Here is a 24,261-nt window from a genome sequence, read left to right as displayed (position 1 = left end):
TGCAAGGACTATCCGCAAGCGTCCATGGTCGTCCGCATCGGTGCGGGGTCGTTGCAGCGCAGCTAAACACTCAGTCGGTGCGGCTCTTCCTGTCTCGTATCTCCGAGGCGGACAGCAGGGCATCCAAAGCCGCTCGAGCCTCGGCAATTCGGTGGTGCCACTCCTCGCCTCGCAGGGCCACGGTGTACCACTCGACCACCGGTTCAGTGCCGGTCGTGCAGTAGCCGTAGACCTGGTGGGCCACCTGGTCGGTAAGGAGCTCGTCGTAGTGGAACGTCCCCTCGAAAGCCGCCCAGGCTACTGCCCGCGTGTCTGCGCAGACACGCCGAAGTACTGCTCCCGTGTACTCGCGCAGATCGAGCGAGGTGTCATCGAAGTCCATGTCGTACGACACCAGACCGAGCCGCTCGATGGCTTCGGGTTGCTCCAGCAGAGGGAACGGCAGGAAGGCGTCAGGGCCGCCTCGTGCGCGCGGGACGCGGCCTCCGACTGCGAGAACCATGACGCCTGCGCCCTCGAGTGGGGCGCGCTGCTACGTCTGGTCGATCGGACCGCGCCGGACTGCAAGGACGGCGGCCTCCCGTCCGCGGCCGCGCGAAAAGATCGGATCTCTTGCTTCAAGACCCCTTGTGGCTAAGGGGTGTTGACTGCATCATTCCCGGGACGCGGGTTCACCTCCGAGTATGGGAGTCACTTATATGAACGAGAGACGCATCTCGGCCGCACTCTCCCGCCCAACCCGGCGGACCGCTCTCACTCTGGCCACCGGAGTGGGCGCAGCCACGCTTCTCCCGCAGACCGCCTCCGCCTGGGCCGCTTCTGCCGCCACCGTGGGGGCGAGCGCGCATTCCACCGATGTCTCGCCCCATGAATGGGTCGCGCGCGACGCCTCGTTGCGTTGGCGCACGCTGCCTGCCGACTGGAAGGACGGCGCACTGCTCGGCAACGGGCTGCTGGGCGCCGTCGTCTCCAAGGGCGCCGCCGCGAACACCCTCCAGGTGATGCTCAGCCACACCAAGGTGCAGGACCAGCGCGGGCAGTGGCGTGCGGCCATCGGCTACTCCCGGCTGCCGATCGGCTGTCTCACCCTCAGCCTCTCCGGCGAGATCACCGCCGTCGACTGGACCCTCGACCTGTACGACGCCGAACTGCGCGGCACCATCACCACGGTCCGGGGCAGCGTCGCGTTCAGCATCCTGGTGCACAACTCCCGTGACGCGCTGGTGGCGTTCACCGAGCCGAGCCCGGGGGAAGAGGACGCGGCCTGGTCCTTCACCTGGATGCCCGCCACCACGTCGCGCACAAAGGACAAGCCCGCCGACTACGTGGGCAACCCGGACCCCGCGACCGGCACTGCCGAGGGCACCTCCTATGTCGAGCAGCCGCTGATAGCGGGCGGCGGCTGGACCACGGCCTGGCGCGAGCGCCGCGACGGCACCCGCCGGGTGCTGGCCGCCCATGTCGTGTACCGGCACCCGGAGGAGCTGAGCGGCACCACGCGCCTCGCCCTCGCCGCGGTCGACCGCACCCTCGCCGCCTCCACCACGGGCCTGCTGAGCGAACACCGATCCTGGTGGCACCGCTACTACCGCCGCAGCTTCGTCTCCGTACCCGACAAGCGAATCCAGGACTTCTACTGGATCCAGCTGTACAAGCTCGCCAGCGCCACCCGCGCGAACGGGCCGTCCCTGTCCGAGTGGGGGCCGTGGTATCCGGAGACCGGCGGCAGTTGGACCGCCGTCTGGTGGAACCTGAACGTGCAGATCGCCAGCTGGCTGCTGCAGGGCTCCAACCACCCCGAACTCGACTCCGTCACCTCGACGTTCAAGGCCTTCGAGGCAGAACTCCCCACCTCCGTCCCCGCGGAGTACCGTGACGGCGATACCTACGCCCTCGCGCACCCCTCGGACTGGATGCTGCGCACCGGCGGAAAGACGGTCGGCGTCCCCGGCACCGCCTCCAAGACCGACAACACCGGCAACCTGCTGTGGGCGCTGCACAACATCTGGCTCAGCTACCGCCGCTCCATGGACCTGGCGATCGTCCGCGACGTGCTCTACCCGATCCTCACCCGCGCGGTGAACTTCTACGACCACTTCCTGTACGAGGGTTCAGACGGCGCCCTGCATCTGCCGCTGACCCGCTCACCGGAGTGGGCCGACGCCGAGGACTGCACCTACGACCTGTCCCTGGTGCGCTGGGGCTGCACCACCCTCCTGCAGTGCCTGAAGCTGCTGCGCACGACGCACCCCAAGGCGGCCCGCTGGCAGGAGATCCTGGACCGGCTCACTCCCTACCCGCAGGACGCGACCGGGGTGATGGTCGGCGCGAGCAAGCCGCTCACCGAGTCGCACCGGCACTTCTCGCACATGCTCTGGCTCTTTCCGCTCGCCGAGTACGACCACGCGCGCCCCGCCGACCGTGCCCTGATTGACACCACCTTCGACCACTGGGTCAAGGACCGTACGCAGTGGGCGGGTTACAGCTTCGCCGCCGCGTCCTCGATGGCCGCCCGGATCGGCCGTCCCGAGCAGGCCCTCGACCTGCTGACGTACTTCACCGACGGCAACGTGTTCCGCAACTCCCGGTTGACCGAGAACACCATGTACGTCGAGGGCGGCAACCTCGCCGTCGAATCCCCGCTCACCGCAGGCCAGTCCGTGCTCGACATGATGATCCAGAGCCACTCCGGGCCGGTGCGGGTCTTCCCGGGCGTGTCGGCGAGCTGGCCCGACGCCAGTGTCCAGGGCCTGCGCACCCAGGGCGCCTTCCTCATCGACGCCGACCGGGCCGACGGCACCACCCGATGGGTACGGGTGCACAGCGAGGCCGGCGCGCCGCTCGACCTGGAGCACGGGATCAGCGGGGACATCGACGTACGGGACGAGCAGGGGCGACGTTTGCCGTACCGCACGACGGGTGTCGGGCGCGCTGTGATCCAACTCCCGAAGGGCGCAGTGGTGTTGGTGACCCCTGCCGGCGAGAGGATCAACGGTCCCGCACCGCGGGACGTGCCCGCACTGTCGGCGCGGCGCCCCTGGGGACTGCCGGACTGAACGCGGAGTCAGTGCACCGGCGCGGCGGACTCGGGAGTGATGTTCTTGTTGAAGCGGAGCAGGTTCTCGGGGTCCCAGGCGGCCTTGACGGCGCGCAGTCGCCGGTGCTTGTCCTCACTGCCGTGCACGGTCCGGCGCCACTGCGGGCCCTGGTCGTCGGTGAGGTTGGTGTAGCCGTTCGTCAGTGAGTGAGGGCGCATCGCCTCGGCCATCGCTGTCGCCCACTGCTCGTACAGTGCGTCGTGCTCGGACGAGTCCCACATGCTGACCGCCTCCCACAGCCAGGCGGCGCCCTCACGGGAGAAGGCCATGGCGTCCTCGGCCGTGTCCTCGGAGATGGCGCCGCCCATGCACCAGAGGTTGATGGTGGTGGCGGCGTCGGGGTGCGCGGGTGCGGCGGCGGCGTTCGCCAGCACGGTGGTGATGGCGTCGGTGTCGAGCGCCGGCAGGTAGCCGCCGCGCAGGTTCATGCGCTTGCCGTAGGGCGCGACGGCGTCGAGCATGCTGTTCGCCCGCAGCCAGGGCATGGGGGCGACCAGGTCCGCCACCGGGCGGCCGAGCGCGGCGAGCGGGTCGATGTCGCGGCGGGCGGTCGCGACCTCGCCGCTGTGCACCGGGACGAGGGCAAGCACCGGCCGGCCGTGGGCCTGCGCGGGCAGGGACGGCAGCGCGGGGGCCGGGGCGACGGCGGCGAGCAGGCCCAGCTCGCGCGGGGCGGCGGCCATCACCGCGGGCAGCCCGGCGAGCACGTCGGCGGCCTGCTCGATCGGGAAGATCAGCTGCCCGGCCACCACGTCGGGGCCCACCGGGTGCGCACGGTACTCGAAGGCGGTGACGACACCGAAGTTGCCGCCACCGCCGCGCAGCGCCCAGAAGAGTTCGGGGTTGTCGGTCTCGTCGGCACGGACCGTGCGGCCGTCCACGGTGACCAGTTCGCAGGCCAGCAGATTGTCGACGGTGGCGCCGTAGCGGCGCATCAGGTGGCCGATGCCACCGCCGAGGGTGAGTCCGGCAACGCCGGTGGAGGTGACGGTGCCGGCGGGCACGGTCAGGCCGTGCCGCTGGGTGGCGGCGTCCAACTCGCCGAGCAGTACGCCCGGTTCGGCCCGCACCACCCGCGTCGACGGGTCGACGGTGATCGCCTTCATCGAGGACAGATCGACGACCAGGGCGCCCGCGGGCATCGCATAGCCGTCGGAGCCGTGCCCGCCGCCGCGCACGGCCACCGGGATGCCGTGGGCCGAGGCGTAGCGCAGGACGGTCGCCACATCGTCCGCGTCGACGCACTGGACGATCAGTGTGGGGCCCCGGTCGGCGGCGCGGCCCTGATACAGCGCGCGAGCCGCGTCGTAGCGGTCGCTGTCCGGCCGCAGCAACGTGCCGCGGAAGCCGGCCGGGAAGTCGGCGAAGCCGGAGTGGACGTCGGGTGTGGCCGACATGGTCATGGGGGCCTCCTGAGGAGCCGTGCAAGAGCTAACCGGAAATTCAATTTCCGCTTACGGTCACGGAGGCTGGCATCGGAGACAAATGAACTCATCGACACCCCCACCCACCCCTGCCGACGGCCGCCCCCTGCGTGCCGACGCCCGCCAGAACCTGGAGCAGATCCTCCAGGTCGCTCAGGACGTCTTCGCCGACCTCGGCTACAAGGCGTCGATCGCGGAGGTCGCCCGCCGCTCCGGCCTGGGCATGGGGACCATCTACCGGCACTTCCCGAACAAGGCCGTCCTGGTGGAGCGCATCGCGATCCATGTGATGCAGGAGAGCCTGGCCCAGGTCCGCCGCGCCCTGGCCGCGGAGCCGGGCTCCTGGGGCGCGTTCACCCGGGTGGTGCGCCACATGGTGGGGCTGCGCAGCAGTCAGCTCTTCCCGGTGTCCCGGGGGCGTGCCACGGAGTCGGGGCCCGAGCTGGTCGCGATCCGTACCGAACTCCTCGACGCACTCCACGAGTTGGTGGCCGCCACGCAGCGCGCCGGGGTCCTGCGTGACGATGTGAACGCCTTCGACATCGTCCTGATGCTCAACTCGATTCCGCCGCGCCTTCCCGCCGAGCCGGACGATACCGCCACCGCGGACCTGGCCGACCGTTTCCTCGGCGTACTCCTCGACGGACTACGGGCCCCGGGGGCGGAGGAACTGTCTCTCCCGGCGCCCGGCCGCCGAGAGATCGACCAGTTCTTCCGGACCGCGCACGGTCTGTGACGGACGCCCCCTGCATCAACCACTGCGCGTGCGCTTGCTGGTCGACGGTCTGTGGTCTCAGTACCTGGAGGTCGGCATCCGCCCTGACCCCGAGGTGCTCACCAAGGCCCCGGTTCGCTCGGTGGCCGGGACCGGCGCGTGGATCGGCATCCTCGCCTCGTCCTGCACGGCAGCAGCTCGATGTGGCGGATCAGCCGGGACGTCCTTGACCTGGTGGCGTTCGTGCACGGTGACCACCACCAACACCCGGACGGCTTCGTCCTGTTCGCGGGCGTACGGTTCGCACCGACGCAGGACCGGGACGCCCCCCGGCGAAGGCTTCACCCACCACGAGGGCGACGTGGTACGCATCTCCAGCCCGCGCCTGAGCCCACTGGCCAGCACCGTCACGACGAGCGAGGCGGCGCCGCCGTAGGAGTACGGGCCGCGCCGCCTGGAGCGGAGCCTGGTGGGAAGGGGTGTGTTGTGAACGTTAGCGCAGCGAAGGGGTGACGCCCACCTCAGAGGCCACATGGACCGCGAGATCCAGCAGGTGCCGGTCGCTGCCGCGCGGGCCCACCAGACACAGGCCCACCGGGGCGGTGCGGCTGCGGACGGGGATGCTGACGGCGCAGCGGCCGGACAAGCCCGCAAGGCAGGTGAGTCGGAAGGTCTGGGCCCTGGTCTGTTCGATGACCGGCCCGCCGAGGGCTGCCTCCGCGCGGGTGGGGGCCACCGAGGACGCCGAGGGCAGGATCAGGATCTGATCGCCGAGCAGGTCGTCGACGCGAGCACGGGCCTCGCGCAGGACGGCTTCGGCCGCGGCCAGATCGTCCGGTGTGTACGTCGACGCGGTCTCGAAGCGGGACCTGACGTCCGGGTTGAGGGAGTCCCAGTGCCGTGAGACCCAGGGCCCCCACTGGCGCCAGGCCTCCACCCCCTGCTTGGTCTGGAACGCGCGCACCCAGCCGGGCAGCACAGCAGTGTCGAACCGCAGCGTCCGGATGCGCGGCAGACCCGCGGCGCGCCAGTCGGCCACTGCCCGCCGCACCGAAGCGGCCACCTCGGGCGAGGCCACATCGATGATCTCCTGGGCGAGTACGACACCGGACGGCGCGGGACCGTGGGACCGGCGGGGCAGCAGAACACGCCCGGCGGCGCGCAGTGTTCCGGCGTCGCGGGCGATCCAGCCGACCGTGTCGAAGGAGGGCGCGAGTGGCAGCAGTCCCGCGGTGGACACCGCCCCATGGCTCGGCCGGATGCCGTACAGGCCCTGGTAGGAGGAGGGGATGCGGATCGAGCCGCCGGTGTCGGTGCCGAGCCCGATGTCCGCCTGGCCGAGGGCGACGGCACTGGCGGGACCGGAGGTCGAACCGCCCGAAATGCGGTCCGGAGCGGCCGGGTTGGGCGGCGTGCCGTAGTGGGCGTTGGTGCCTGCCAGGCTGTACGCGAACTCGTCGGTGCGGGCGATCCCGGCGACGTCGGCGCCCGCCGCGAGCAGAGCCGCGACCGCGGCGGCGGTGATGCGCTGCGGCGAACTCTCCGCGAGCCAGGCGGGGTTGCCCGCGCCCACCCGGTGCCCCGCGATCGCGAACAGGTCCTTGACGGCCACGCTCAGCCCGGACAGGGAACCGTGCCCGGTCGCGGGCACCAGCGGGTCGCCGTACTCCCGCCACACCGTCGGATCGGGCGACCCGGCGGCGCTGGTGTCCGACGACGGACGCCTGCCCGCTCCGACCGTCGCGGCGGCCGACCGCCCGCCGAGGGAGACCACCGCCCCGGCCGCCGCCGCGAGCCCCAGAAACGACCGTCGGTTCACTGTCCGCACGTGTGCTGCACTCCTCAACCTGTCCTCTTCCATCGGTACGTTCACGTCGCGCCCCTACCGCCCGAAGTCCCGCTTCCTGATGACCGCGTGGACTCCGGTGGTGCGGTCGACGACCTGGGAGACCTCGAAGTCGGCCGCGGCCGACAGATAGGCGTAGGCGACCGGGCGGGTTATGCCGAGGTCGGACTGGAGGAAGTCGAGGGCGTTCACGACGGCGCGGCGCATCGCCGTGTCCAGGTCGGAGAGTTGGCCGGCCGCCCCACCTGACCCGCCGGAGCCGTCCGGGTCCGAGAGGCCGACCGGCAGCCACGCGTCGTCGGTCTCGCCGAACGGGTAGTGGAACGCGACCGACGGCGCGTCCCCGGAGCCCGGCTTGCAGACGGTGAGCCGGAACGTCGTACGGAGCGATCCCTCCAGCGCGGTGAGCGCGACCTCGCCGTTGCCCATCGCAAAGTGCGGGTCGCCGGTGTGGAAGAGCGCACCCTCGGCGTGTACCGGGAGGTAGAAGGTGGAGCCCTCGCCGAGGTGTCGGATGTCGATGTTGCCGCCGCCGAGCGTGGGCGGGATGGAGTTCAGCAGCGGGTCGGTGAGGGACGTCGCCCCGGCGTACGCGGTGCCCATCAGGCCCATGTGCGGATTGAGCGGGAAGGTCACCTGGCCGGGGCCGTCCAGCGGCAGGATCGCGTGGTCGTCGGCGCCGCGGGAGCGGATCGGGGTGAACACCGACACGTTTCCGTACTGTTCGGGGCTCCCGGTCGCCCGTCCGTCCTCGGCGACCGGCGGCATGACCTCGTCGAGCGTGATGCCGTCGGGAGCGCCGCCGCTGCGGGTGCTGGCCAGCGCGCCCTTGCCGTGCCGACTGGAGATGACGCCGTACGGGACGCGGGGCAGCAGCGACAGTGTCTCCACCTTGAGGACGTCGCCGGGTTCGGCGCCCTCCACATGCACCGGGCCGAGGACCACGTGCGGGCCGTCGGTGTCGAAGGAGCGGGGCGTGCGCGTGTAGTCGCGGGCCAGGGCGACCGCGTCCTTCAGGACCTGATCCTTGCGGACGCCGTGCTCCGCGAACCAGGCGATCGGGTCGCGGCCCTGATCCTCCAGCAGCCCTTCGTGGGACACGGCATCCACGGTCAGGGTCTCGCCGGAGCGCAAGCGCAAGACGGGTTCGGCGTCGCGGGCCGGTACGTAGCCCCAGCGGACGGTGTCGGGCGTGGCGCGCAGGTAGTGGTGGCCGTGGACGGGGCCGATGCCGGGCTGCAGGATGCGCTGCGGCCGGGAGACGGCGGAGACCTTGGAAGAGCCGGAGGCCGCCGTGGCGGGATGCGCGCTCGCAGCCACCGAGCCGCCCGCCGCGGCGAGCCCCGCGGCGATGCGCAACAGTCCGCGCCGCCCGAGCCGCGTCGCCAACTCTTCGTACGCGAGAGCTGGCTGGGCGGCCGCGGGCATGAGGTGGGGCGGGTGTGGTGCGTGCGGATTGTGCGGCATCAGGTGTTCCTCGTCGTCTCGCGGTATACCAGTAGCTCGTGATGCCTTTCCTATGCATTGCCTGTTACCGCGAGGGCGGCTGCCGGTTTCTGCCGGGTAACACCGGCGGCCCTGCTCCACGGAAGCCACCATGTGTTGGGAGAACCGAACCCGCTCGGCGAACTGCTCCCGGCTCAAGCCCGCGCGTTCGCGCAGGGCCTGGACGACGGCGCAGAAGGTGCGCAGACTGTCCGAGCGTCCGGCTCACCGAACCCCGAGCCGCGCTGCCCACCCTGTGCCGCTCGCAAATACGATTCGGTGCTGTGGGCTGCGGCGAGGTCGTTCGGTCAGGCGGTTCTCTGGTACTGGTTGATCAGGCCTCCGAGGAGGCGTTGTCGCCGGATCCGGTGGGCCTGGAGGTTGGTGACGGTGGCCGGGGTGGCCGGTTCGGCGCCGTCCGGGGGTAGTTGCTGCCGGGACTGGTGGGGACGGTGCCCGTTGTAGTGCCGGAGGTATTCGGCCAGGACTGCGCGAGCGTGGGCCTCGTTGTAGATCAGCATGCGGTCGAGGAGCTCGCGGCGGAGGGTGCCCACGACTCGCTCGCAGATCGCGTTCGCTTTGGGCGCCTGCGGCGGGCTGAGCAGGATCTCCACGTCGTCGGCCTCGAAGACGGCGTCAAAGGAACGGGTGTACTTGCTGTCGCGGTCCCGGAGGAAGAAGCGCAGCGGCTCCAACCGGCGTCCCTGCGTCATGGCAAGGTTCCTGGCCTGCTGAACGGTCCACGCGGCGGTGGGGTGGGCGGTGACGCCGGCGAGGTGGACGCGGCGGGTGCCGTGTTCGATGAAGATCAGGGCGTACAGGCGCTTGAGCGAGATGGTGTCCAGGTGCAGGAAGTCGGCGGCAATGATGCCGTGGGCCTGGGCGGTCAGGAACTGCCGCCAGGTGGGGCCGGAGCGCTGCGGCGCGGGGTCGATGCCGGCTGGGTGGAGGATCTCCCAGACTGCGGACGGGGCGATCGGGTAGCCGAGGCGGGCGAGTTCGCCCTGTATCCGGCGGTGGCCCCAGGTGCTGTTCTCCTGGGCCAGGCGCAGGATGAGCTGTTTAACGGCGGGCGCGGTGGAGGGTCTGCCGGGGCGGCGGTGCCGCGTGAACGTCCACTTCCTGGCGATGAGTTGGCGGTGCCAGGCCAGCAGTGTGGTGGGGGTGATAGTGAAGGTCTGGCGCCAGCGCTCGCGCGGGACGAACCGCGAGAGCGCGGCGAGCCAGATCCGGTCTGCGGGCTCGTAGCGGACGCGGGCGATCTGACGGCGCAGCACCGCGTTCTCATGCCGTAACGCGAGGACCTCTGCGTCCTTGGCCACGCGGCTACGGAGTACGGCAGAGGGCACCTTGATCAGATTCCGGACCAGCGTGGTGACGATCGACAGCGACATCGAAGGATCATCCCAGGCGCCATTGAGGCTGATGCCCCGCGTGGAGAAGCTGAAGGCCAGAGCCGGAATCGCATTTCCGAGCGGGACAGGGCCCGTGCGCGGGCATTGGGCGTCTGCCGGTGCGGTTGCTCAGCAGACAGCACTGGTCGCTTCCTTGGAAGGTCTGAAGGGTGTCCAAATCTCCGCACGTGCTGTGAGCTGGGTTTTCCCTCCTGGGGAGTGATGGTTCATCAGGAGGCTCGGTGGTACTCGTTGAGGAGTCCGCCGAGGATCTTTCGGCGTCGGACGCGCCCTGCGGGGAGGGGGGATGGCGGTGGGGTCGTCGCCGGGAGCGCGAAGGTCCAGGCTTCGGTGGGCCCTTGCGGTGTTGTAGTGCGTCGCGTACTGGTCCATCACGGTGCGCAGGTGGCGTTCACCGAAGATCAGCATCCGGTCGGTGCACTCGGCTCGGGCGGTGCGTATCCAGCGTTCCGCGAAGGCGTTCTTCTTCGGTGCTTGTGGGGCGGCCTTGAGGGCCGTCGGCCTGCGTGTCAGGAACGCACGCCAGGTGTGCTCGGTCGCGCGGGTCGGCGCGGGTGGGATCTTGTTGCGGCGTAGCACTCGGCGGATGGTCGCGGCGGCGACGCGGTGGCCCAGGCGGCGCAGTTCTCCCTGGACCCGGACGTATCCCCAGGTCGGGTTGTCGTGGGCCAGACGGAGGATGAGTGCGGTGAGTTCCTCGGCCAGCGGCGGTCTGCCTGACTTGGCCGGTTGCTGTCGCCACTTGCGGCGTACCAGGCGGCGGTGCCAGGCCAGGATCGTGCCCGGGGGTGACCAGTCGATGGCGGCGGAGCAGGGCGGACAAGATCGCGCGGTCGGCCCACGACAGGCGGGGGCGCGGGGTGTGGCGGCGCAGCACCGTGACCTCGTGCCGGAGTACGAGTATCTCCATCTCCTTTGACCGGTTGGACCGGCCGTAGAGGACAAGCCAACCGAGTATCCGACAGAAGATCATGTAGAGCAGTCGCAGAGCCACAACCGACGATCATGCCCAGCCCACAGCGTCAGCCAAAACTCCAGGTCAACGCACGCGTGGAATAATGACACCCTTCAGGCCTTCTCGCTGGCTGCCCTTGCGCATCAGCCCATCGCCAGCCCGCAGCCGAACGCCTGTCGGCGCCAAATGAACCTGGCGCAGCGCGGCCCGAAGACGTGCTTACAAACAATCCCGTCCTGTACGCGTGTCTTGACACAGATCGGGGCCGCGCGTCCATTGCCGCGCGGCCCCGAGCACATATGCCACGGATCCCGCTACCTTCCGCGCAAGCCTGGTGCCAGCTGCTTGGGTCGGGCCCGCTCGAGGCAGGCGTCCCTTCGAGCGCGGCGCCCGCGGCTAACAGGCTGGTGAGGCGGGTCAGGCCAGGTTGATGTTCTCCGCCTGAGGGCCCTTCTGGCCCTGGGTGACATCGAACGTCACGCTCTGCCCCTCCTGGAGCTCACGGAAGCCCGTGGAGTTGATCGCCGAGTAGTGGGCGAAGACATCCGGCCCGCCGGCGTCCTGGGCGATGAAACCGAAGCCCTTCTCCGCGTTGAACCACTTCACAGTTCCCGTAGCCATGTCTCATGCCTTCCAGTCACGAACGCCTCCCGCACCATGCGGGAAGCGGAGGTGGTCGTCCTGGTTCCTGCGGCACAGCACAGCAAAACGCCCACGCCGAAGCGCGGGCAAAACGGGGAACATCCGAACCACGACATCTGCCCTAAACGCTACACGCCCTGACGCCCTGTCACCATCGGAAACGCGCCCTGTCGCGAGGGCCGCAGCAGGGGCGGCCCGCCGCCCAGTGCTCCCCGCACCTGGCAGGTGTGCGCAGGACCTGCCGTCGCCCGATGGCCCGTTGTCACCTCAGACCGCGGGCGGTGTACCCGATTCGGTTGCGCGGCGGTATTCGGCGTTGATGCGCTGGGCTTCTTCGAGCTGGTCCTCGAGGACGATGATGCGGCAGGCGGCCTCGATGGGAGTGCCCTGATCGACGAGTTCCCGGGCGCGGGCGGCGATGCGCAGCTGGTAGCGGGAGTAGCGGCGGTGGCCGCCCTCGGAGCGGAGCGGGGTGATGAGACGGGCTTCACCGATGGCACGGAGGAAGCCCTGGGTGGTGCCGAGCATTTCGGCGGCCCGGCCCATCGTGTAGGCGGGGTAGTCCTCATCCTCGAGACGGTCGAACGAGTCGTCTGCTGTCATTTGCACCTCTCTGTGGAACACGCTTGAGGGGCCCTGGTGCCATATGGCACCAGGGCCCCGAAGGAACATCTACACCATCTGCCGGCCCTGGACCTGCGCCGGCCTTCTGTGTCCGCCGACCCGACCTGGGAGTTGCCGGGGGTGCGGGGATCGCGATTGCTTGACCGGAGACCACCTCACTATCGATGTCCTGCGGTACCCGGGCTCAACACTCCGCCCGGGCGATCCTGATGGCGCTCGTTCCTCCGTTCTTCCCTCGGTAATCAGCTACTTACTAAACGGGGGACTTGATACTGCTGGTACTGCGAACTGCTCAGTGACCTGCGGCAGCGCCACTGTTCGGCAGCCAGCCCCGTCGCCCATCGTGCGTCCGCTCTGGCTTAGAACCCCGCTGCCGAACCTCCCGGCGCGCGCGCCCGCAGCTGACGCCTTCACCGAGGTACTGCTCACCGATTTCACTGCTGGGTACTGCGAACTGCACTGACGGGAACCGCCACTGCTGACCGCGGTCCCGCCGGTGGCGGCCCCTGATCACTGCGGGCCACCCGGTCCGATCGCCAGCCCCGTCGCCGTCCTGCAACAACCCTGGCTTCGGAACTCCACCACCGCACCGTCCTACGCACTGCAACTTCCGTAATGCTGCCCGGCAGTTCGTTTCTGCCGGGCCCTGCCGACTTCTGGCTACGAGAGAAACCATAACCACGCCGCCCTCCAATGTCTACTCCGGCCAACATAGATTTCCGCGTGTTCGACGGTGAGGTAATCGGCCTCGAACAGTGAGGGCAGACCCAAGGGCTGTCATCGCCGAGTGTCGAGTAGGGACCGCAGACTGGGGCGCAAACACCGGGGCGCAAACAACCGGGCAGCCAGGGTCCGGCATCGCGGATCCAGAAGGCCGCGGGGCCGACCTGAGGTGTCAGCCGGCCCGGTTCTTCGGATCTGGACACGCGTTCAGCCGCAAGATCGTGGGCTGGTCGATCGACTCCAGACAGGACTCCACCCTCGTGGTCAACGCGTTGGACATGGCCATCCGCAACCGCCGCCCCGAACCAGGCGGGATAGTGCACGCCGATCACGGCGCCCAGGGCGGATTCAACTGATCGTCGCAACACCTCGTAGTCAGAGGTGGAGTGATGGGTGTTGGTCCGCAGCAACGCAAGGCTCGTGAGTATCGGGGGCAGATGCCATCGCCGGGCCGGCCGACGGTCGCATGGCGGGAGGACCGCATGCGGTTCTGGGCTGCGATCGCCCGGGGGCTCCGATCGGAGGAAGCGGGAGTCGAGGCCGGGGTGTCGCCCGCGGTCGGGACGCGGTGGTTTCGCCACGCTGGCGGCGTGGGACCGAATCTCTCCCCGACGGTGTCGGGACGCTATCTGTCGTTCGCGGAGCGTGAGGACATCGCCGTGTGGCGGGCTCAGGACATCGGGGTCCGCGAGATCGCGCGTCGGCTGTGCCGCTCACCTTCGACCATCTCCCGGGAGCTGCGCCGGAATGCGTCCACGCGTACCTACCGTTTGGAGTATCGGGCGACCACCGCGCAGTGGCATGCCGAGCGCAGAGCACAGCGGCCGAGGACCGCGAAGCTGGCCGGCAACGAGCGGCTGTGTGAATACGTGCAGGACAGGCTCGCCGGGGTGATCCGGGCGGCAGACGGAATGCCAGTGACGGGGCCCAAGACGCCCCAGTGGAAGGGCCGCAACAAGCCCCGGCGGCAGGACCGACGGTGGGCGACGTCGTGGAGTCCGCAGCAGATCTCGAACCGACTCAAGGCCGACTTCCCCGATGATGAGTCCATGCGCATCTCGCACGAGGCGATCTACCAGGCCCTCTATGTCCAGGGCCGCGGCGCGCTCAAGCGCGAACTGGTCGCCTGTCTGCGTACCGGTCGTGCGTTGCGCGTCCCGCGCGCTCGAGCGCAGCGCAGGCCCGGTGGCCACGTCACGTCCGAGGTGATGATCAGTGAACGGCCGGCTGAGGCCGAGGACCGAGCGGTCCCGGGCCACTGGGAAGGCGACCTCATCATCGGCCTGAACCGCTCGGCGATCGGCACGCTCGTCGAGCGCACGAGCAGGTTCACGATGCTGCTGCACCTGCCCCGAATGGACGGCTACGGCCTCGAACCACGGGTGAAGAACGGCCCGGCACTGGCCGGCCGTGGCGCCGAGGCCGTGAAGGACGCGATCGCCGACACGATCACCGCGCTGCCCGAACACCTGCGTCGGTCACTGACCTGGGACCGCGGCACGGAGCTGGCCCAGCATGCTCAACTCCGCATCGACACCGGCCTGAAGGTCTACTTCGCCGACCCGCACAGTCCCTGGCAGCGGGGCACCAACGAGAACACGAACGGACTCCTTCGCCAGTACTTCCCGAAAGGCACGGACCTGTCGCGATGGGACGCCAACGAGCTCGAGGCTGTTGCCCTCGCACTCAATAACAGGCCCCGCAAAACCCTCGACTGGAAGACACCCGCCGAAGTCCTCAACCAGCACCTACTCTTGATCTAAAAGACCGGTGTTGCGACGACCGATTGAGTCAGGGCAGTTCACCTCCTGGGTCTTCGGTGAAAAGATCCGCTCCGCCGGGCTCCTGCCCTCGTTCGGCACCGTCGGAGACGGCCTGGACAACGCGATGATGGAGTCGTTCTGGTCCTCGATGCAGATCGAGCTGTTGAACCGCAAACGGTGGAAGACCCGGGTCGAATTGGCAAACGCGATCTTCGAGTACATCGAGGTCTTCCACAACCGACAGCGGCGCCACTCAGCACTGGGCTACCGCACCCCGATCGAATACGAACTACGCTTCGAGCAAGACACCATCCCCGCCGCCAGTTAGCCACCACAGCTGGAACCCAAACCGTGGGGCAGGTCAAGATGTCACCCGATCGTGCAGCAGACCCGGACTCCTGTCACTGAGCTCATTCTGACTTGGCTGACAGGCGGGCGGCAGGGGTGGCATGTGCGGGAAGAGGCGAGCCTGTCCGCCTGGAGTTTCGTGTGGTTGTCTGTCCAGGGGAGATGGCCGGTGACACCATCGGGCGGATGACTGATGATGGAAAGCGTCCCTCGATCTTGCGTCATCGCGAGTTCCTGCTGTTATGGGGTGGCCAGACGGTCAGCGAGATGGGGTCGCAGATCACCGTTCTCGCTCTGCCGTTGGTCGCCGTCGTGTTGTTGGATGCCTCCGCGTTCCAGGTCGGCCTGTTGGCTGCGGCGGAGACGAGTGCGTATCTCCTGGTGGCGCTGCCGGCCGGGGCCATAGTGGACCGGGTCGCCAAGCGCCGGCTGATGATCTGGTGCGACCTCGCGCTGTTCCTGGTGATCGGCTCGGTGCCGTTTGCCCACGCCGTCGGGGCACTGACGCTCGCCCAGCTCTACGTCGTCGCGTTGGTCTCCAGTGTGTTCTCCGTGTTCTTCTCGGTGGCCTACCAGGCATATCTGCCGGTGCTCCTCGATCGCGACCAGCTCATGGACGGCAACGGCAAGCTCGCCGCCTCTCGGTCGGTCGCGCAGATCGCCGGGCCCAGTACGGGCGCTGGGCTGGTGACGCTGGTCGGTGCCGCGGGGGCGATGGCCGCCGACGCGCTCTCCTTCGCGTTGTCGGCGTGCTCGCTGACGGCGATCCGTACCCGCGAGCCCCGTCGGCCCCGGGCCGAAACCGGCCGGAGACCCACGCTGCGGTCGCAGATCCGTGAGGGCCTCGACTATGTCGTCCGCGATCCCATCCTGCGCAACTCGGTGGCGTTCAACGGCACCGCGAACTTCTTCGTCATCATGGTGGAGACTCTCGGCCCGGTGTTCCTGATCCGCACGCTGCACCTGCGTCCCGGCCTGGTCGGGCTGCTGCTGGCGCTGGGGGCCGTCGGCGGGGTAGCCGGCGGCGTGGCGGCACGGTACCTCGCGCAGAAGTTCGGCTCGGCGCGCATCAGCTGGATCGCGATGACCGTGCTGTCGCTGCCCGGCCTGCTCATCCCGCTTGCCGGGTCCGGCTGGTGGGTCCTGCTGTTCGGCATCGGCTGGATCTCGTGGACCTTCTCTTCCACCGTCGCGAGCATCTCGCTGACCAGTTACCGCCAGGCCGCCTGCCCTGCGGACATGCTCGGCCGGGTCAGCGCCGCCGCTCGTTGGATCACCTGGGGCACGCTGCCGCTCGGCGGTCTGGCCGGCGGCGCGCTCGCCACCGCCCTCGGCGTCCAGACCACGTTGTGGATCGCCGTCGTCGGCGGCTGCTGCGCTGGACTGTGGCTGTTCTTCTCGCCGTTGCGCGGCCTGCGCGACATCCCTCTCGGAAACCTTGAGCCCGAACCTGTCGGTGGAACTGTTGAGCAGCGGTGAGGGCCCAGCCTCGCCGCGAGTGTGCAAGAAGAATGACCGTACTGCTGTTCGCCGGTGGCGGTTTGGCTGACTGGTCCACCGGGATCGTTGCCCGAGGCAAGGTCGCCAGCCCATCGCAGTCCTGTGTCAACGGCGGGACGTTCACGGATCAGTAAGCCGCGTCGGGGCCGTTTTCTTCCTTTCTGCGCTTCCTGCAAGAATCACGTGTGTGGAGCAAGGAAGTGTGCTGGTCTCCCCACCCGACGAGCTGGAGCCATTGGTTGTCGTAGCGGCCGCGATCGTTCAGGAAGAGCGTCTTCTGGTGGTGAGCAAGCAGGCGGCTCCAGAGGTGTTCTACCTCCCCGGCGGCAAGCCTGATGCTGATGAAGAGCCGATGGAAGCGCTGACGCGGGAGCTGGATGAAGAGCTCGGGGTCCAGCCCTTGGAGCCGCGTTTCCTGACTGACGTCGAAGCCCTGGCAGCCCTTGAGGGTGTGCCCATGAAGATGACGGTCTTTGAAGCGCGCATCAGCCGGACACCCCAGCCTGCCGCTGAGCTGGCGGACTTGAAGTGGGTTTCTGGCTATGAAAGTGATCTGCGGCTTGCTCCTGCCGTACGGGACCATGTTCTGCCGTTGCTCAGGCAGCGTGGCGTGCTGCCTTCAAAGGCGACATGAGACGGTCGGAGCCCGGATGTGTTGACCGAGCGGTGAACCCGTCAGGAACTCTCCGTCCTCCGGTCGTCCCATGACACGCCCCGGGCACATAGTCGGCGGCGCCACGAAGGATCACAGGGCTCGGTCGATCCATCGGCGGAGCGCGACGTGGGTGGTGTTGTCCAGCGCGCACAGGGCCTCGATGGCGTCGAGGTCGCCCGGCGCAGGCGCGATCCCCGCCGCAGTGAGAGTGGCATGCAGCTCCAGCCGGCGGCGGTCGGCCGGTACCAGAGGATCGGACAGGTGCCTCGCCGGCTCCGGCGCGGGCAGAAGGTAGTCACCGAACTCCATGACGCCACGCCTCATGGACGACTCCTCGGGTCGGCTGTCGAGGGGCGCGGCGGGGAAGCGGTACGGGTCGAGATCCGGCAGCGCAGTGGTGCCTGTGGTGAAACTCTGGAACCCATTCATAAGTGCCTCCTCAGTCGTCACGCAACTGAAGGAGACGACCGCAAAAGGACCGGGGGCAGTTGCGGCGCACGCGGTACTCCACCCGAATGTCCCCTACCCCATCTCGTCACAAGAGAGATGAACCGACGGACGCGGTCGCGCAACAGCCGGCCATCATCTGGAAGTTCCGGTGACATGCGCCGGCACCACTGAACGACTCCGGCGAGTGCGGGATCAGCCGTCGCAAGGGCCACCGTGCGGTCGCCATCCGATGCAGGAAACTCACGGTCCGCTACGAAGCGACCGTCCTCAGCGCAGCCATCGACGACTGGTTGTGCCCCCTTCATCTCGCCTGGGCGGGGTGTTGGATGCCACGAGCCGCGGCCGGCTGTCCCGCGGAAGATCACCGATGCGGATGTCGAGCGGGTGAGCGTCAAACTTGTCTCCCCGATCGCTGTCGGGGAGCTTGTTTCTACCTCCTGATCAACAGCTGAGAGCAGAGGGCGTCGTACGTCCATCGCTCCCACTTGTCTGCGGGCCATGCGCGGTCACGGGTCAGGACCAGGAAGAGCTCAGGACTGAGCATTGCGTAGATGATGTCCGCCGCATCTCCTGCGGAGAGGGCGGGGCTGGCGCCGGGCTTCACTGTCAGAGCCTTCGCGGCTGTCGAGATGACCGTGTATCGCGGGTCGGTCTCGTCCGGCCACAGATCCCGGATCTCCGGGTTGGTCGCTGCCGCGGCGCGGACCATCTCGTCGATGGCCGCGACGCGTTGGAGCGTCCTGAGGGTGCCGGCGACGAGTGCGGCGATGGCGGACTCGGCGGTAGGTGCAGCCGTGACTTCCGTGAACCAGGGCCGGTCCATCGTGGGCACGGGCTCGTCGTCGCCTGCGATGGCGACGTCCACCAGTTCCTTGAGCAGCGAGGGCTTGTTCCGGAAGACGAAGTAGATCGTCTGCACCGCCACGCCCGCCCGGTCGGCGATCTCCTGCAGCTTGGTCGCCCCATAGCCATGCTCGACGAAGAGTTCGGCGGCTGCGTCGATGATCCGCCGCCGTGTCTCCCGAGCCTTGTCGCCCCGTTTTCCCTTGACCTCAGTCACGACTGGAGTCTATATCTAGAGTTGGACTCTAGAGTTCGACTCTAGTCAATTGAGGGGTGAGCCATGCGCGTCATCGCCAACCGTCAGCAGGCACAGGCATGGAACGACTGGGAGGGCATCCACTGGGCCGAACACTCCGAGCGCTACGACGCGATGATGGGCTCGTTCAACGCGCCCCTGTTCGCCGCCGCGGGCATCGCGGCCGGTGACCGGGTCCTCGACGTCGGCTGCGGCACTGGCCAGACGACGCGCATCGCCGCGCGGCAGGCGTACGACGGAGACGTCGTCGGAATTGACCTGTCCGCGCCCATGCTGGACCGCGCCCGCCGTGACGCCGCCGCGGAAGGGCTCGGCAATGTCACCTTCGAACAGGGCGACGCCCAAGTGCATCCATTGCCCGGCCGAGGCTTCGACGTCGTCCTGAGCCGCGGCGGTGTCATGTTCTTCGCCGACCACATCGCGGCCTTCACTCATCTCAGGCACTCGCTCGTGCCCGCCGGGCGACTTGCGTTCCTCGGCCCACAGCCTGCGGGCCCGGACAGCGCCTACGCCCGTGCGACCGCTGCACTCGCCCCGTTCCTGCGCGAGGCATCCCCCGCCGCCAGGGGCATGGGGTCCCTCCTCGACCCCGCGCGCATCCGTCAGATGCTCACCGCCGCCGGGTTCACCGACATCGACGTAGCCCCTGCCGAGGCTCCCATGACCTTTGGCGCCGATGCGGGCGACGCGACCGACTTCATCCTCGCCATGGGCCCGGTGCGCTACAACCTGCGCGATGTCGACCCGGAGACCACCGCCCGTATCCGCTCCGAAGTGCGCGACGCCCTCGCGGAGTTCGAGACCATCGACGGTGTCTGCATTCCCGGGCACGTCTGGATCGTCACCGCATCGCCCGGGTCGACGCCGAGGGCGGCATCGGCTGAGACGCCTCGGTCGACTGAAGCGTGATGCGCACCCCCGCCGTTGGTGGGTTGTGGGCTATCGAGCGGACCATGTCCTGCCTGACTGGGTACCGCCGGCTCAACCACCGCTTCGAGCGCAATCCTTGCCACTACCTGGCCTAATCCGGAGTTAAGAGCGGTCCGGCAGGCCAAGTGGCTCGGTGGATTGTTCGAGTGGTGGTGGCTGCGTGGGAATGCAAGTGGGCGGCTTGGCCTACGAGGCCTTGGGGCAGACGGGGCACGTCCCGACGTTTCGGCTGCCACCACCACAGCGCGGGTGTTGGTACTCGTCGGTGCTGGGCGAACGCCTGTACCTGGCCGGGCCTTGATGCCTGGAGAAAGATCGGCGCCGTCCAGCGCCGTCGAGCGTCAACACTCGCGCCTTGTTCACTCGTTGGTGTTGGTGGGGCGAGCCCACCCCGCGGTGATCTCTCCTTAGGCCCGAGCTGACCGAGCTCCCGAAGAGACCGAGGCCCGCGGGGCGAGCTGGTGCCGCGAACAGCTACTGAGGTGGTGGACCGGCCGCAGGGCTGAGTCCTGGGATTAGGTCGCTGCGTGGCCCGCATGAGCTCGTGACCAGCAGGAACGGCACGGCGGAAGGGGAAGACCATGTTCTACTGCGGTATCGACTGGGCCGAACGCACGCACGACGTCGCCTTGGTCGACGACAGCGGCCAGTTACTGGCCAAACGGCACATCACCGACGACGCGGTCGGCTACAAGATCCTGCTGGACCTGCTCGCCGAGTACGGCGACACCGAGGAGAACCCGATCCCGGTCGCGATCGAGACCTCCCGTGGCCTGCTCGTCGCAGTGCTGCGCACGGGCAAGCGGCAGGTCTTCGCCATCAACCCGATGGCTGCCGCCCGCTACCGCGACCGGCACAGCGTCTCGCGCAAGAAGTCCGATCCCGGAGACGCCCTGGTCCTGGCCAATATCCTGCGCACCGACATGCACGCCCACCAGCCGCTGCCCCAGGACAGCGACCTGGCCCGCGCCCTCGCCGTGCTCGCCCGGGCCCAGCAGGACGCCACGTGGAACCGGCAGCAGATCTCCAACCAGCTCCGCTCCCTGTTGCGCGAGTACTACCCATCCGCACTGACCGCCTTCGAGCCCTGGAAGAACGGCCTTTGCCGTCGGGAAGCGCACGAGCTCCTCAAGGCGGCTCCCACACCAACTCGGGCATCGCGGCTGACGCGCACGCAACTGCAGGCCGCGCTCAAGCGCGCCGGCCGCCAACGCGGCATCGAAGCCGAGGCCGAACGACTCCGGGACGTCTTCCGCGCCGACTGGGCCCACCAGCCACCGCTGGTCGAGGACGCGCTCGGCAAGCAGATGATCGCGCTCCTGGTCCAGCTGGAGGCCGCCTGCACCGCGGCCGACAATCTGTCCGACGCGGTGGAGGAAGCCTTCCCTCAACACCCGGACGCTGCGATCATCCTCAGCTTCCCCGGACTCGGCATCCAGCTCGGCGCCCGGGTGCTCGCCGAGATCGGAGACGACCGCAACCGCTTCGCCGACGCTCGCGGCCTGAAGGCATACGCCGGGGCTTCCCCCATCACCAGAGCCTCCGGCAAGAAGTCGAGCATCACTCGCCGGTGGGTGAAGAACGACCGCCTCAACCACGCCGGCTACCTCTGGACCTTCTCCGCGATCACCGCCTCACCAGGCGCCAAGACCCACTACCGCAGGCGCCGCGACGAGCACGGAGACTGGCACGCAGCCGCCCAGAGGAACCTCTTCAACCGCATGCTCGGCCAGCTCTACCACTGCCTCCAGCACCGCAAACCGTTCGACGAACGCACCGCTTTCCCCGTCGACCTCGCCGCCGCAGCTTGACACGTTGAGCGCCTGAGGTGTCTTTCTCGGCTTCGCTCAGCCTTGTGCCGCTCCAAGCGGCTCACTCCGACTCACCGCGTAGGGCACGGTTTTATGCCGTGGCTTACTGGATTCGGGAGTGCAGGGTCTGTTCGAGGGTCTGTCTGCTCCGGAAGCGGAGAGCGGTCCAGCCTGCGGCGCGTGCTGCGTCGGTGTTGGCCGCGCTGTCATCGATGAAGAGGATGTTGTCAGGGCGAGCGCCCAATTGTTTCGCGGCGGCGTCGAAGGCTGCCGGGTCGGGCTTTCGATGTCCGAGGCGGTGGCTGAACAGCAGGTGGTCGAAGCCGTCGAACATCGTGGGGTACAGCCGTATCAGCGCCTCCTGTTCCAGCGGGCCGTTGTTGGTGAACAGCGCCAGGGGCAGGGGGCCGCGGTGGCGTTCCAGTGCTTCCCGGACGGCATGGTCGGGCCGGAAGGCACTGCACCACGCGGCGTCGAGGTCATCGTCACTGCCGGCGAAGCCGGTGGCAGCCCGGATACGGTCCCGGATCTCCGCCGCGTGCGGGTACTTGCCCGAATCGCAGTCGGCGCTGAAGCCGGACCGCCACAGCAACATGTCGATTCGGTCTGTGGGGAGCCCGAAGACATCGGCCAGGCGTTGCAGGCGATGGGCGTGGTCGAAATGGAACAACACGCCGCCGAGGTCGATGACCAGGTGCTGAGGGCTCATGAGGTGACCTCCCCTGCAGCGGCTCGGATTTCGTCGAGCAGGACGGTCAGGTCGTCCTTCGTGGTGCCCGGGTGGAGGACACAGGCCCGCAGGGCCGCGGCACCCGAGATCCGCGTGCCAGTGAGGAAGGCCTGCCCACGGCGCTGCACGGCGGCCGGGATCGCCTCGTTCAGTGCTTCCGTGCGGTCTGTGTCGAGGGCTGGAGGGCAGTGGCGGAATGTGGTGACGGAGGTGACCACCGGGGCGAGCAGCTCGAAGTCGTCAGAAGCTTCGATCAGTTCGGCGAGCGTGCGCGCGAGCCTGGTGGTGTGCTGCACCAGGTCAACGATGCCGTCCCGTCCGAGGTGGGCGATCGTGGCCCATACCCGCAGCGCGCGAAACGGGCGGGTCTGTTCGGTGCCGTACTCGGAGAACCAGCCCAGCTCCCCTGCGTTCTCGTCGCGCAGGTAGGGGGGAACGAGGCTGAAGGCGTCGCGCGGGCCGGCCGGGTCACGGAAGAGGATGCAGCCGGCATCAACGGGGACGCCAAGCCACTTGTGCGGGTCCAGAGCCAGCGAGTCCGCCCGTTCCAGTCCGGCATAGCCAGGTGCGGCGTCGTCGGCGAGGACGCCGAGCGCGCCATAGGCGCCGTCGATGTGGAACCACAGTCCGTACTCCAGGGCGATCGCGGCGATGTCCTCCAGGGGGTCGACTGCTCCGGTGTTGACCGTTCCCGCGCTGGCCGCGACGAAGAACGGCCGCACCCCGGCTCGTTGGTCGGCCGCGATCAGACGGCGCAGCTCGCCGGTGTCCATACGAAAAGCCGCGTCTACCGGGACGGCGCGGAGATACCGGGTGCCCAGGCCGAGAAGTTCTGCCGCCTTGCGCAGACAGCTGTGCGCCTCGGCGGACACGTAGAGTGCCAGCGGACGATGCCCGTACAGGCCGGTCTCGCGCACGTCGTGGCCCTGGTCGCGGAAGGCATGGTGGCGGGCGGTAGCCAGCGCCACGATGGTGGCCATGGAGGCTCCGCTGGTCAGCAGCCCGGCCCCCGGTGGGTGGGGGAATCCCACCAGCTCTGCCAGCCACCGCACGGCGGTGCGCTCCAGCAGAACGCCGGCGTGGTCTCCGCCCGCGCAGCTGGGGTTCATGGCCGCAGCCAGGGGGGCCATCAGGACGCCGGCGGGGGACGGCGGGGAGTTGACCCAGCCGAAGAACCGGGGATGCCCGTTGCCCATGGGATACGGCAGGATCCGGTCGCGCACCTCATCCAGTAGTTCCGCCAGCGGGCGGCTGCCGTCGGGCAGTTGCTGCCGGGTGAGCCATGTGCGGTCCGCCTCGGGCACCGGCCGCCACACCAGGTTCTCGGCCACTCCCGCCAGGTGATCGGCTGCCAGGTCTGCTGCCGACCGGGCTGCTTTCCGCAGGTCATGCATCGTGCCCTCCCGGGGTGAGGTGGAGGTGGGAGCCGGCTGCCGGGGCCAGCGTCATAGCCAGGTAGTACACACACGCGTTGGCGGAGTCATTGGCGAAGGCGTGCCGGCGGTTGCCAGGGAAATAGGCCGCGTCCCCGGCCTCGAGCCGGTAGGCCACGCCGTCGACGGTCAGCTGCAGACACCCGTGTTCCACCGCCACGTACTCGTGGGACCCCGGCGCGTGCGGGGAGAATTCTCCCGCGTCCACGCCAGGCTCCAGGGTGGTGCGCATGAACTCGAACTCGATGTCCGGCAGGACAGGGGAAATGATCCGACGTTCCCACCCGGCGGGGTCCCGCACCACGTGCTGCCGGTCAGCAGCCAGCAACACGACGTCGGGGCGCACCGGTTCGTCCAGGAGTCGAGCGATCGAGGTGCCCAGTGCGGTCGCCAGGCGATCGAGGACCAGCACGCTCGGTGTCTTCGCGCCGCGTTCCACCTCGGACACCATGCTCCGGCTCACGCCGCTGAGCTCGGCGAGCCGCTCCAGACTGATACCACGGGCCCGTCGCTCGCCCCGGATCCTGGCCCCCAGCTCGGACATGGACAAACCGCTGGACAAGGTGATGCCATCACTCATCCCTCCACGATAGCGAAGGTGATCCACTATTGAGA

21 protein-coding genes and 4 pseudogenes are annotated in these 24,261 nt (G+C 68.7%); 11 read left to right on the top strand and 14 right to left on the bottom strand.

Features of this window, described 5'->3' with window-relative positions; translation table 11 throughout:
- Positions 1-70 precede the first annotated feature (70 nt).
- On the bottom strand, positions 71-502 hold the full coding sequence (locus OHA58_RS02700) for a hypothetical protein (protein ID WP_405475968.1): 432 nt from the start codon (positions 500-502) through the stop codon (positions 71-73).
- Between the two features lie 196 nt (positions 503-698).
- On the opposite strand from OHA58_RS02700, the gene OHA58_RS02695 reads away from it, so the two are divergent.
- Complete coding sequence (locus OHA58_RS02695) at positions 699-3,056, top strand: glycosyl hydrolase family 95 catalytic domain-containing protein (protein WP_405475965.1); 2,358 nt, start codon at positions 699-701, stop codon at positions 3,054-3,056.
- A gap of 8 nt (positions 3,057-3,064) precedes the next feature.
- Here OHA58_RS02695 and OHA58_RS02690 read toward each other — a convergent pair whose 3' ends face one another.
- Positions 3,065-4,501 carry an FAD-binding oxidoreductase gene (locus OHA58_RS02690; protein WP_405475962.1) on the bottom strand — a complete coding sequence of 479 codons (1,437 nt, stop codon included), beginning with the start codon at positions 4,499-4,501 and terminating at the stop codon, positions 3,065-3,067.
- Between the two features lie 82 nt (positions 4,502-4,583).
- Between OHA58_RS02690 and OHA58_RS02685 the strand changes: the two genes are divergently transcribed.
- Entirely contained in the window at positions 4,584-5,258 is a 675-nt protein-coding gene (locus tag OHA58_RS02685; RefSeq protein WP_405475959.1) for a TetR/AcrR family transcriptional regulator, read from the top strand.
- A 28-nt stretch (positions 5,259-5,286) separates the two neighbouring features.
- Positions 5,287-5,673: a hypothetical protein gene (locus tag OHA58_RS02680; protein WP_405475957.1), complete on the top strand. Its 387-nt coding sequence runs from the start codon at positions 5,287-5,289 to the stop codon at positions 5,671-5,673.
- Positions 5,674-5,730: 57 nt separating this feature from the next.
- Here OHA58_RS02680 and OHA58_RS02675 read toward each other — a convergent pair whose 3' ends face one another.
- The 7 genes and pseudogenes from OHA58_RS02675 to OHA58_RS02645 all read right to left on the bottom strand — a co-directional run bounded on the left by OHA58_RS02675 (position 5,731) and on the right by OHA58_RS02645 (position 12,183).
- Positions 5,731-7,065 carry an amidase gene (locus tag OHA58_RS02675; RefSeq protein ID WP_405475954.1) on the bottom strand — a complete coding sequence of 445 codons (1,335 nt, stop codon included), beginning with the start codon at positions 7,063-7,065 and terminating at the stop codon, positions 5,731-5,733.
- A 54-nt stretch (positions 7,066-7,119) separates the two neighbouring features.
- Positions 7,120-8,550, bottom strand: coding sequence for an acetamidase/formamidase family protein (locus OHA58_RS02670; RefSeq protein ID WP_405475951.1), 1,431 nt, complete (start codon positions 8,548-8,550; stop codon positions 7,120-7,122).
- A 98-nt stretch (positions 8,551-8,648) separates the two neighbouring features.
- A pseudogene (locus OHA58_RS02665) lies at positions 8,649-8,775 on the bottom strand (multiprotein-bridging factor 1 family protein); the annotation flags it as partial.
- A gap of 101 nt (positions 8,776-8,876) precedes the next feature.
- Complete coding sequence (locus OHA58_RS02660; RefSeq protein WP_405475949.1) at positions 8,877-9,962, bottom strand: integrase core domain-containing protein; 1,086 nt, start codon at positions 9,960-9,962, stop codon at positions 8,877-8,879.
- 129 nt (positions 9,963-10,091) lie between these two features.
- Entirely contained in the window at positions 10,092-10,928 is an 837-nt protein-coding gene (locus OHA58_RS02655) for an integrase core domain-containing protein (protein ID WP_405475946.1), read from the bottom strand.
- A gap of 427 nt (positions 10,929-11,355) precedes the next feature.
- A complete protein-coding gene (locus tag OHA58_RS02650) occupies positions 11,356-11,559 on the bottom strand; it encodes a cold-shock protein (RefSeq protein ID WP_376000098.1) in 204 nt (67 codons plus the stop codon).
- Between the two features lie 288 nt (positions 11,560-11,847).
- Positions 11,848-12,183: a MerR family transcriptional regulator gene (locus OHA58_RS02645; protein WP_266675612.1), complete on the bottom strand. Its 336-nt coding sequence runs from the start codon at positions 12,181-12,183 to the stop codon at positions 11,848-11,850.
- Between the two features lie 947 nt (positions 12,184-13,130).
- Here OHA58_RS02645 and OHA58_RS02640 point away from each other — a divergent pair.
- The 5 genes and pseudogenes from OHA58_RS02640 to OHA58_RS02620 form a co-directional block, all read left to right on the top strand.
- A pseudogene (locus OHA58_RS02640) lies at positions 13,131-13,268 on the top strand (DDE-type integrase/transposase/recombinase); the annotation flags it as partial.
- A 48-nt stretch (positions 13,269-13,316) separates the two neighbouring features.
- Positions 13,317-14,690: an IS30 family transposase gene (locus OHA58_RS02635; protein WP_405475047.1), complete on the top strand. Its 1,374-nt coding sequence runs from the start codon at positions 13,317-13,319 to the stop codon at positions 14,688-14,690.
- Between the two features lie 34 nt (positions 14,691-14,724).
- Positions 14,725-15,018, top strand: a pseudogene (locus OHA58_RS02630) (transposase); the annotation flags it as partial.
- Between the two features lie 182 nt (positions 15,019-15,200).
- Entirely contained in the window at positions 15,201-16,517 is a 1,317-nt protein-coding gene (locus tag OHA58_RS02625; protein WP_405475941.1) for an MFS transporter, read from the top strand.
- A gap of 208 nt (positions 16,518-16,725) precedes the next feature.
- Positions 16,726-17,172 (top strand): NUDIX domain-containing protein, encoded by a 447-nt coding sequence (locus OHA58_RS02620; protein ID WP_405475939.1) that lies wholly within the window; start codon positions 16,726-16,728, stop codon positions 17,170-17,172.
- Between the two features lie 111 nt (positions 17,173-17,283).
- Here OHA58_RS02620 and OHA58_RS02615 read toward each other — a convergent pair whose 3' ends face one another.
- Together OHA58_RS02615 and OHA58_RS02610 are read right to left on the bottom strand one after the other, a co-directional pair.
- On the bottom strand, positions 17,284-17,622 hold the full coding sequence (locus OHA58_RS02615; protein WP_405475936.1) for a hypothetical protein: 339 nt from the start codon (positions 17,620-17,622) through the stop codon (positions 17,284-17,286).
- A 451-nt stretch (positions 17,623-18,073) separates the two neighbouring features.
- Complete coding sequence (locus tag OHA58_RS02610; protein ID WP_405475934.1) at positions 18,074-18,703, bottom strand: TetR/AcrR family transcriptional regulator; 630 nt, start codon at positions 18,701-18,703, stop codon at positions 18,074-18,076.
- A 63-nt stretch (positions 18,704-18,766) separates the two neighbouring features.
- Between OHA58_RS02610 and OHA58_RS02605 the strand changes: the two genes are divergently transcribed.
- The 3 genes and pseudogenes from OHA58_RS02605 (at position 18,767) to OHA58_RS02595 (ending at position 21,483) form a co-directional block, all read left to right on the top strand.
- Positions 18,767-19,651 carry a class I SAM-dependent methyltransferase gene (locus tag OHA58_RS02605; protein ID WP_405475931.1) on the top strand — a complete coding sequence of 295 codons (885 nt, stop codon included), beginning with the start codon at positions 18,767-18,769 and terminating at the stop codon, positions 19,649-19,651.
- Positions 19,652-19,677: 26 nt separating this feature from the next.
- A pseudogene (locus OHA58_RS02600) lies at positions 19,678-19,767 on the top strand (IS5/IS1182 family transposase); the annotation flags it as partial.
- Between the two features lie 486 nt (positions 19,768-20,253).
- Entirely contained in the window at positions 20,254-21,483 is a 1,230-nt protein-coding gene (locus tag OHA58_RS02595; RefSeq protein ID WP_405475928.1) for an IS110 family transposase, read from the top strand.
- A 103-nt stretch (positions 21,484-21,586) separates the two neighbouring features.
- On the opposite strand, the gene OHA58_RS02590 is transcribed toward OHA58_RS02595, so the two are convergent.
- The 3 genes from OHA58_RS02590 to OHA58_RS02580 are packed head-to-tail and all read right to left on the bottom strand — an operon-like array spanning position 21,587 to position 24,226.
- Complete coding sequence (locus OHA58_RS02590; RefSeq protein WP_405475926.1) at positions 21,587-22,192, bottom strand: HAD-IA family hydrolase; 606 nt, start codon at positions 22,190-22,192, stop codon at positions 21,587-21,589.
- Complete coding sequence (locus tag OHA58_RS02585; RefSeq protein ID WP_405475923.1) at positions 22,189-23,607, bottom strand: pyridoxal phosphate-dependent decarboxylase family protein; 1,419 nt, start codon at positions 23,605-23,607, stop codon at positions 22,189-22,191. Before OHA58_RS02585 ends, OHA58_RS02590 begins: the two co-directional genes overlap by 4 nt.
- Positions 23,600-24,226 carry a helix-turn-helix domain-containing protein gene (locus OHA58_RS02580; RefSeq protein WP_405475920.1) on the bottom strand — a complete coding sequence of 209 codons (627 nt, stop codon included), beginning with the start codon at positions 24,224-24,226 and terminating at the stop codon, positions 23,600-23,602. Before OHA58_RS02580 ends, OHA58_RS02585 begins: the two co-directional genes overlap by 8 nt.
- Positions 24,227-24,261: the final 35 nt, after the last annotated feature.

The sequence above is a fragment of the Streptomyces sp. NBC_00009 genome (assembly GCF_045040855.1).
Lineage (GTDB): Bacteria > Actinomycetota > Actinomycetes > Streptomycetales > Streptomycetaceae > Streptomyces > Streptomyces aureus.
The sequence above is the reverse complement of the archived record's forward strand: the minus strand, read 5'-3'. Positions and strand labels throughout refer to the sequence as shown.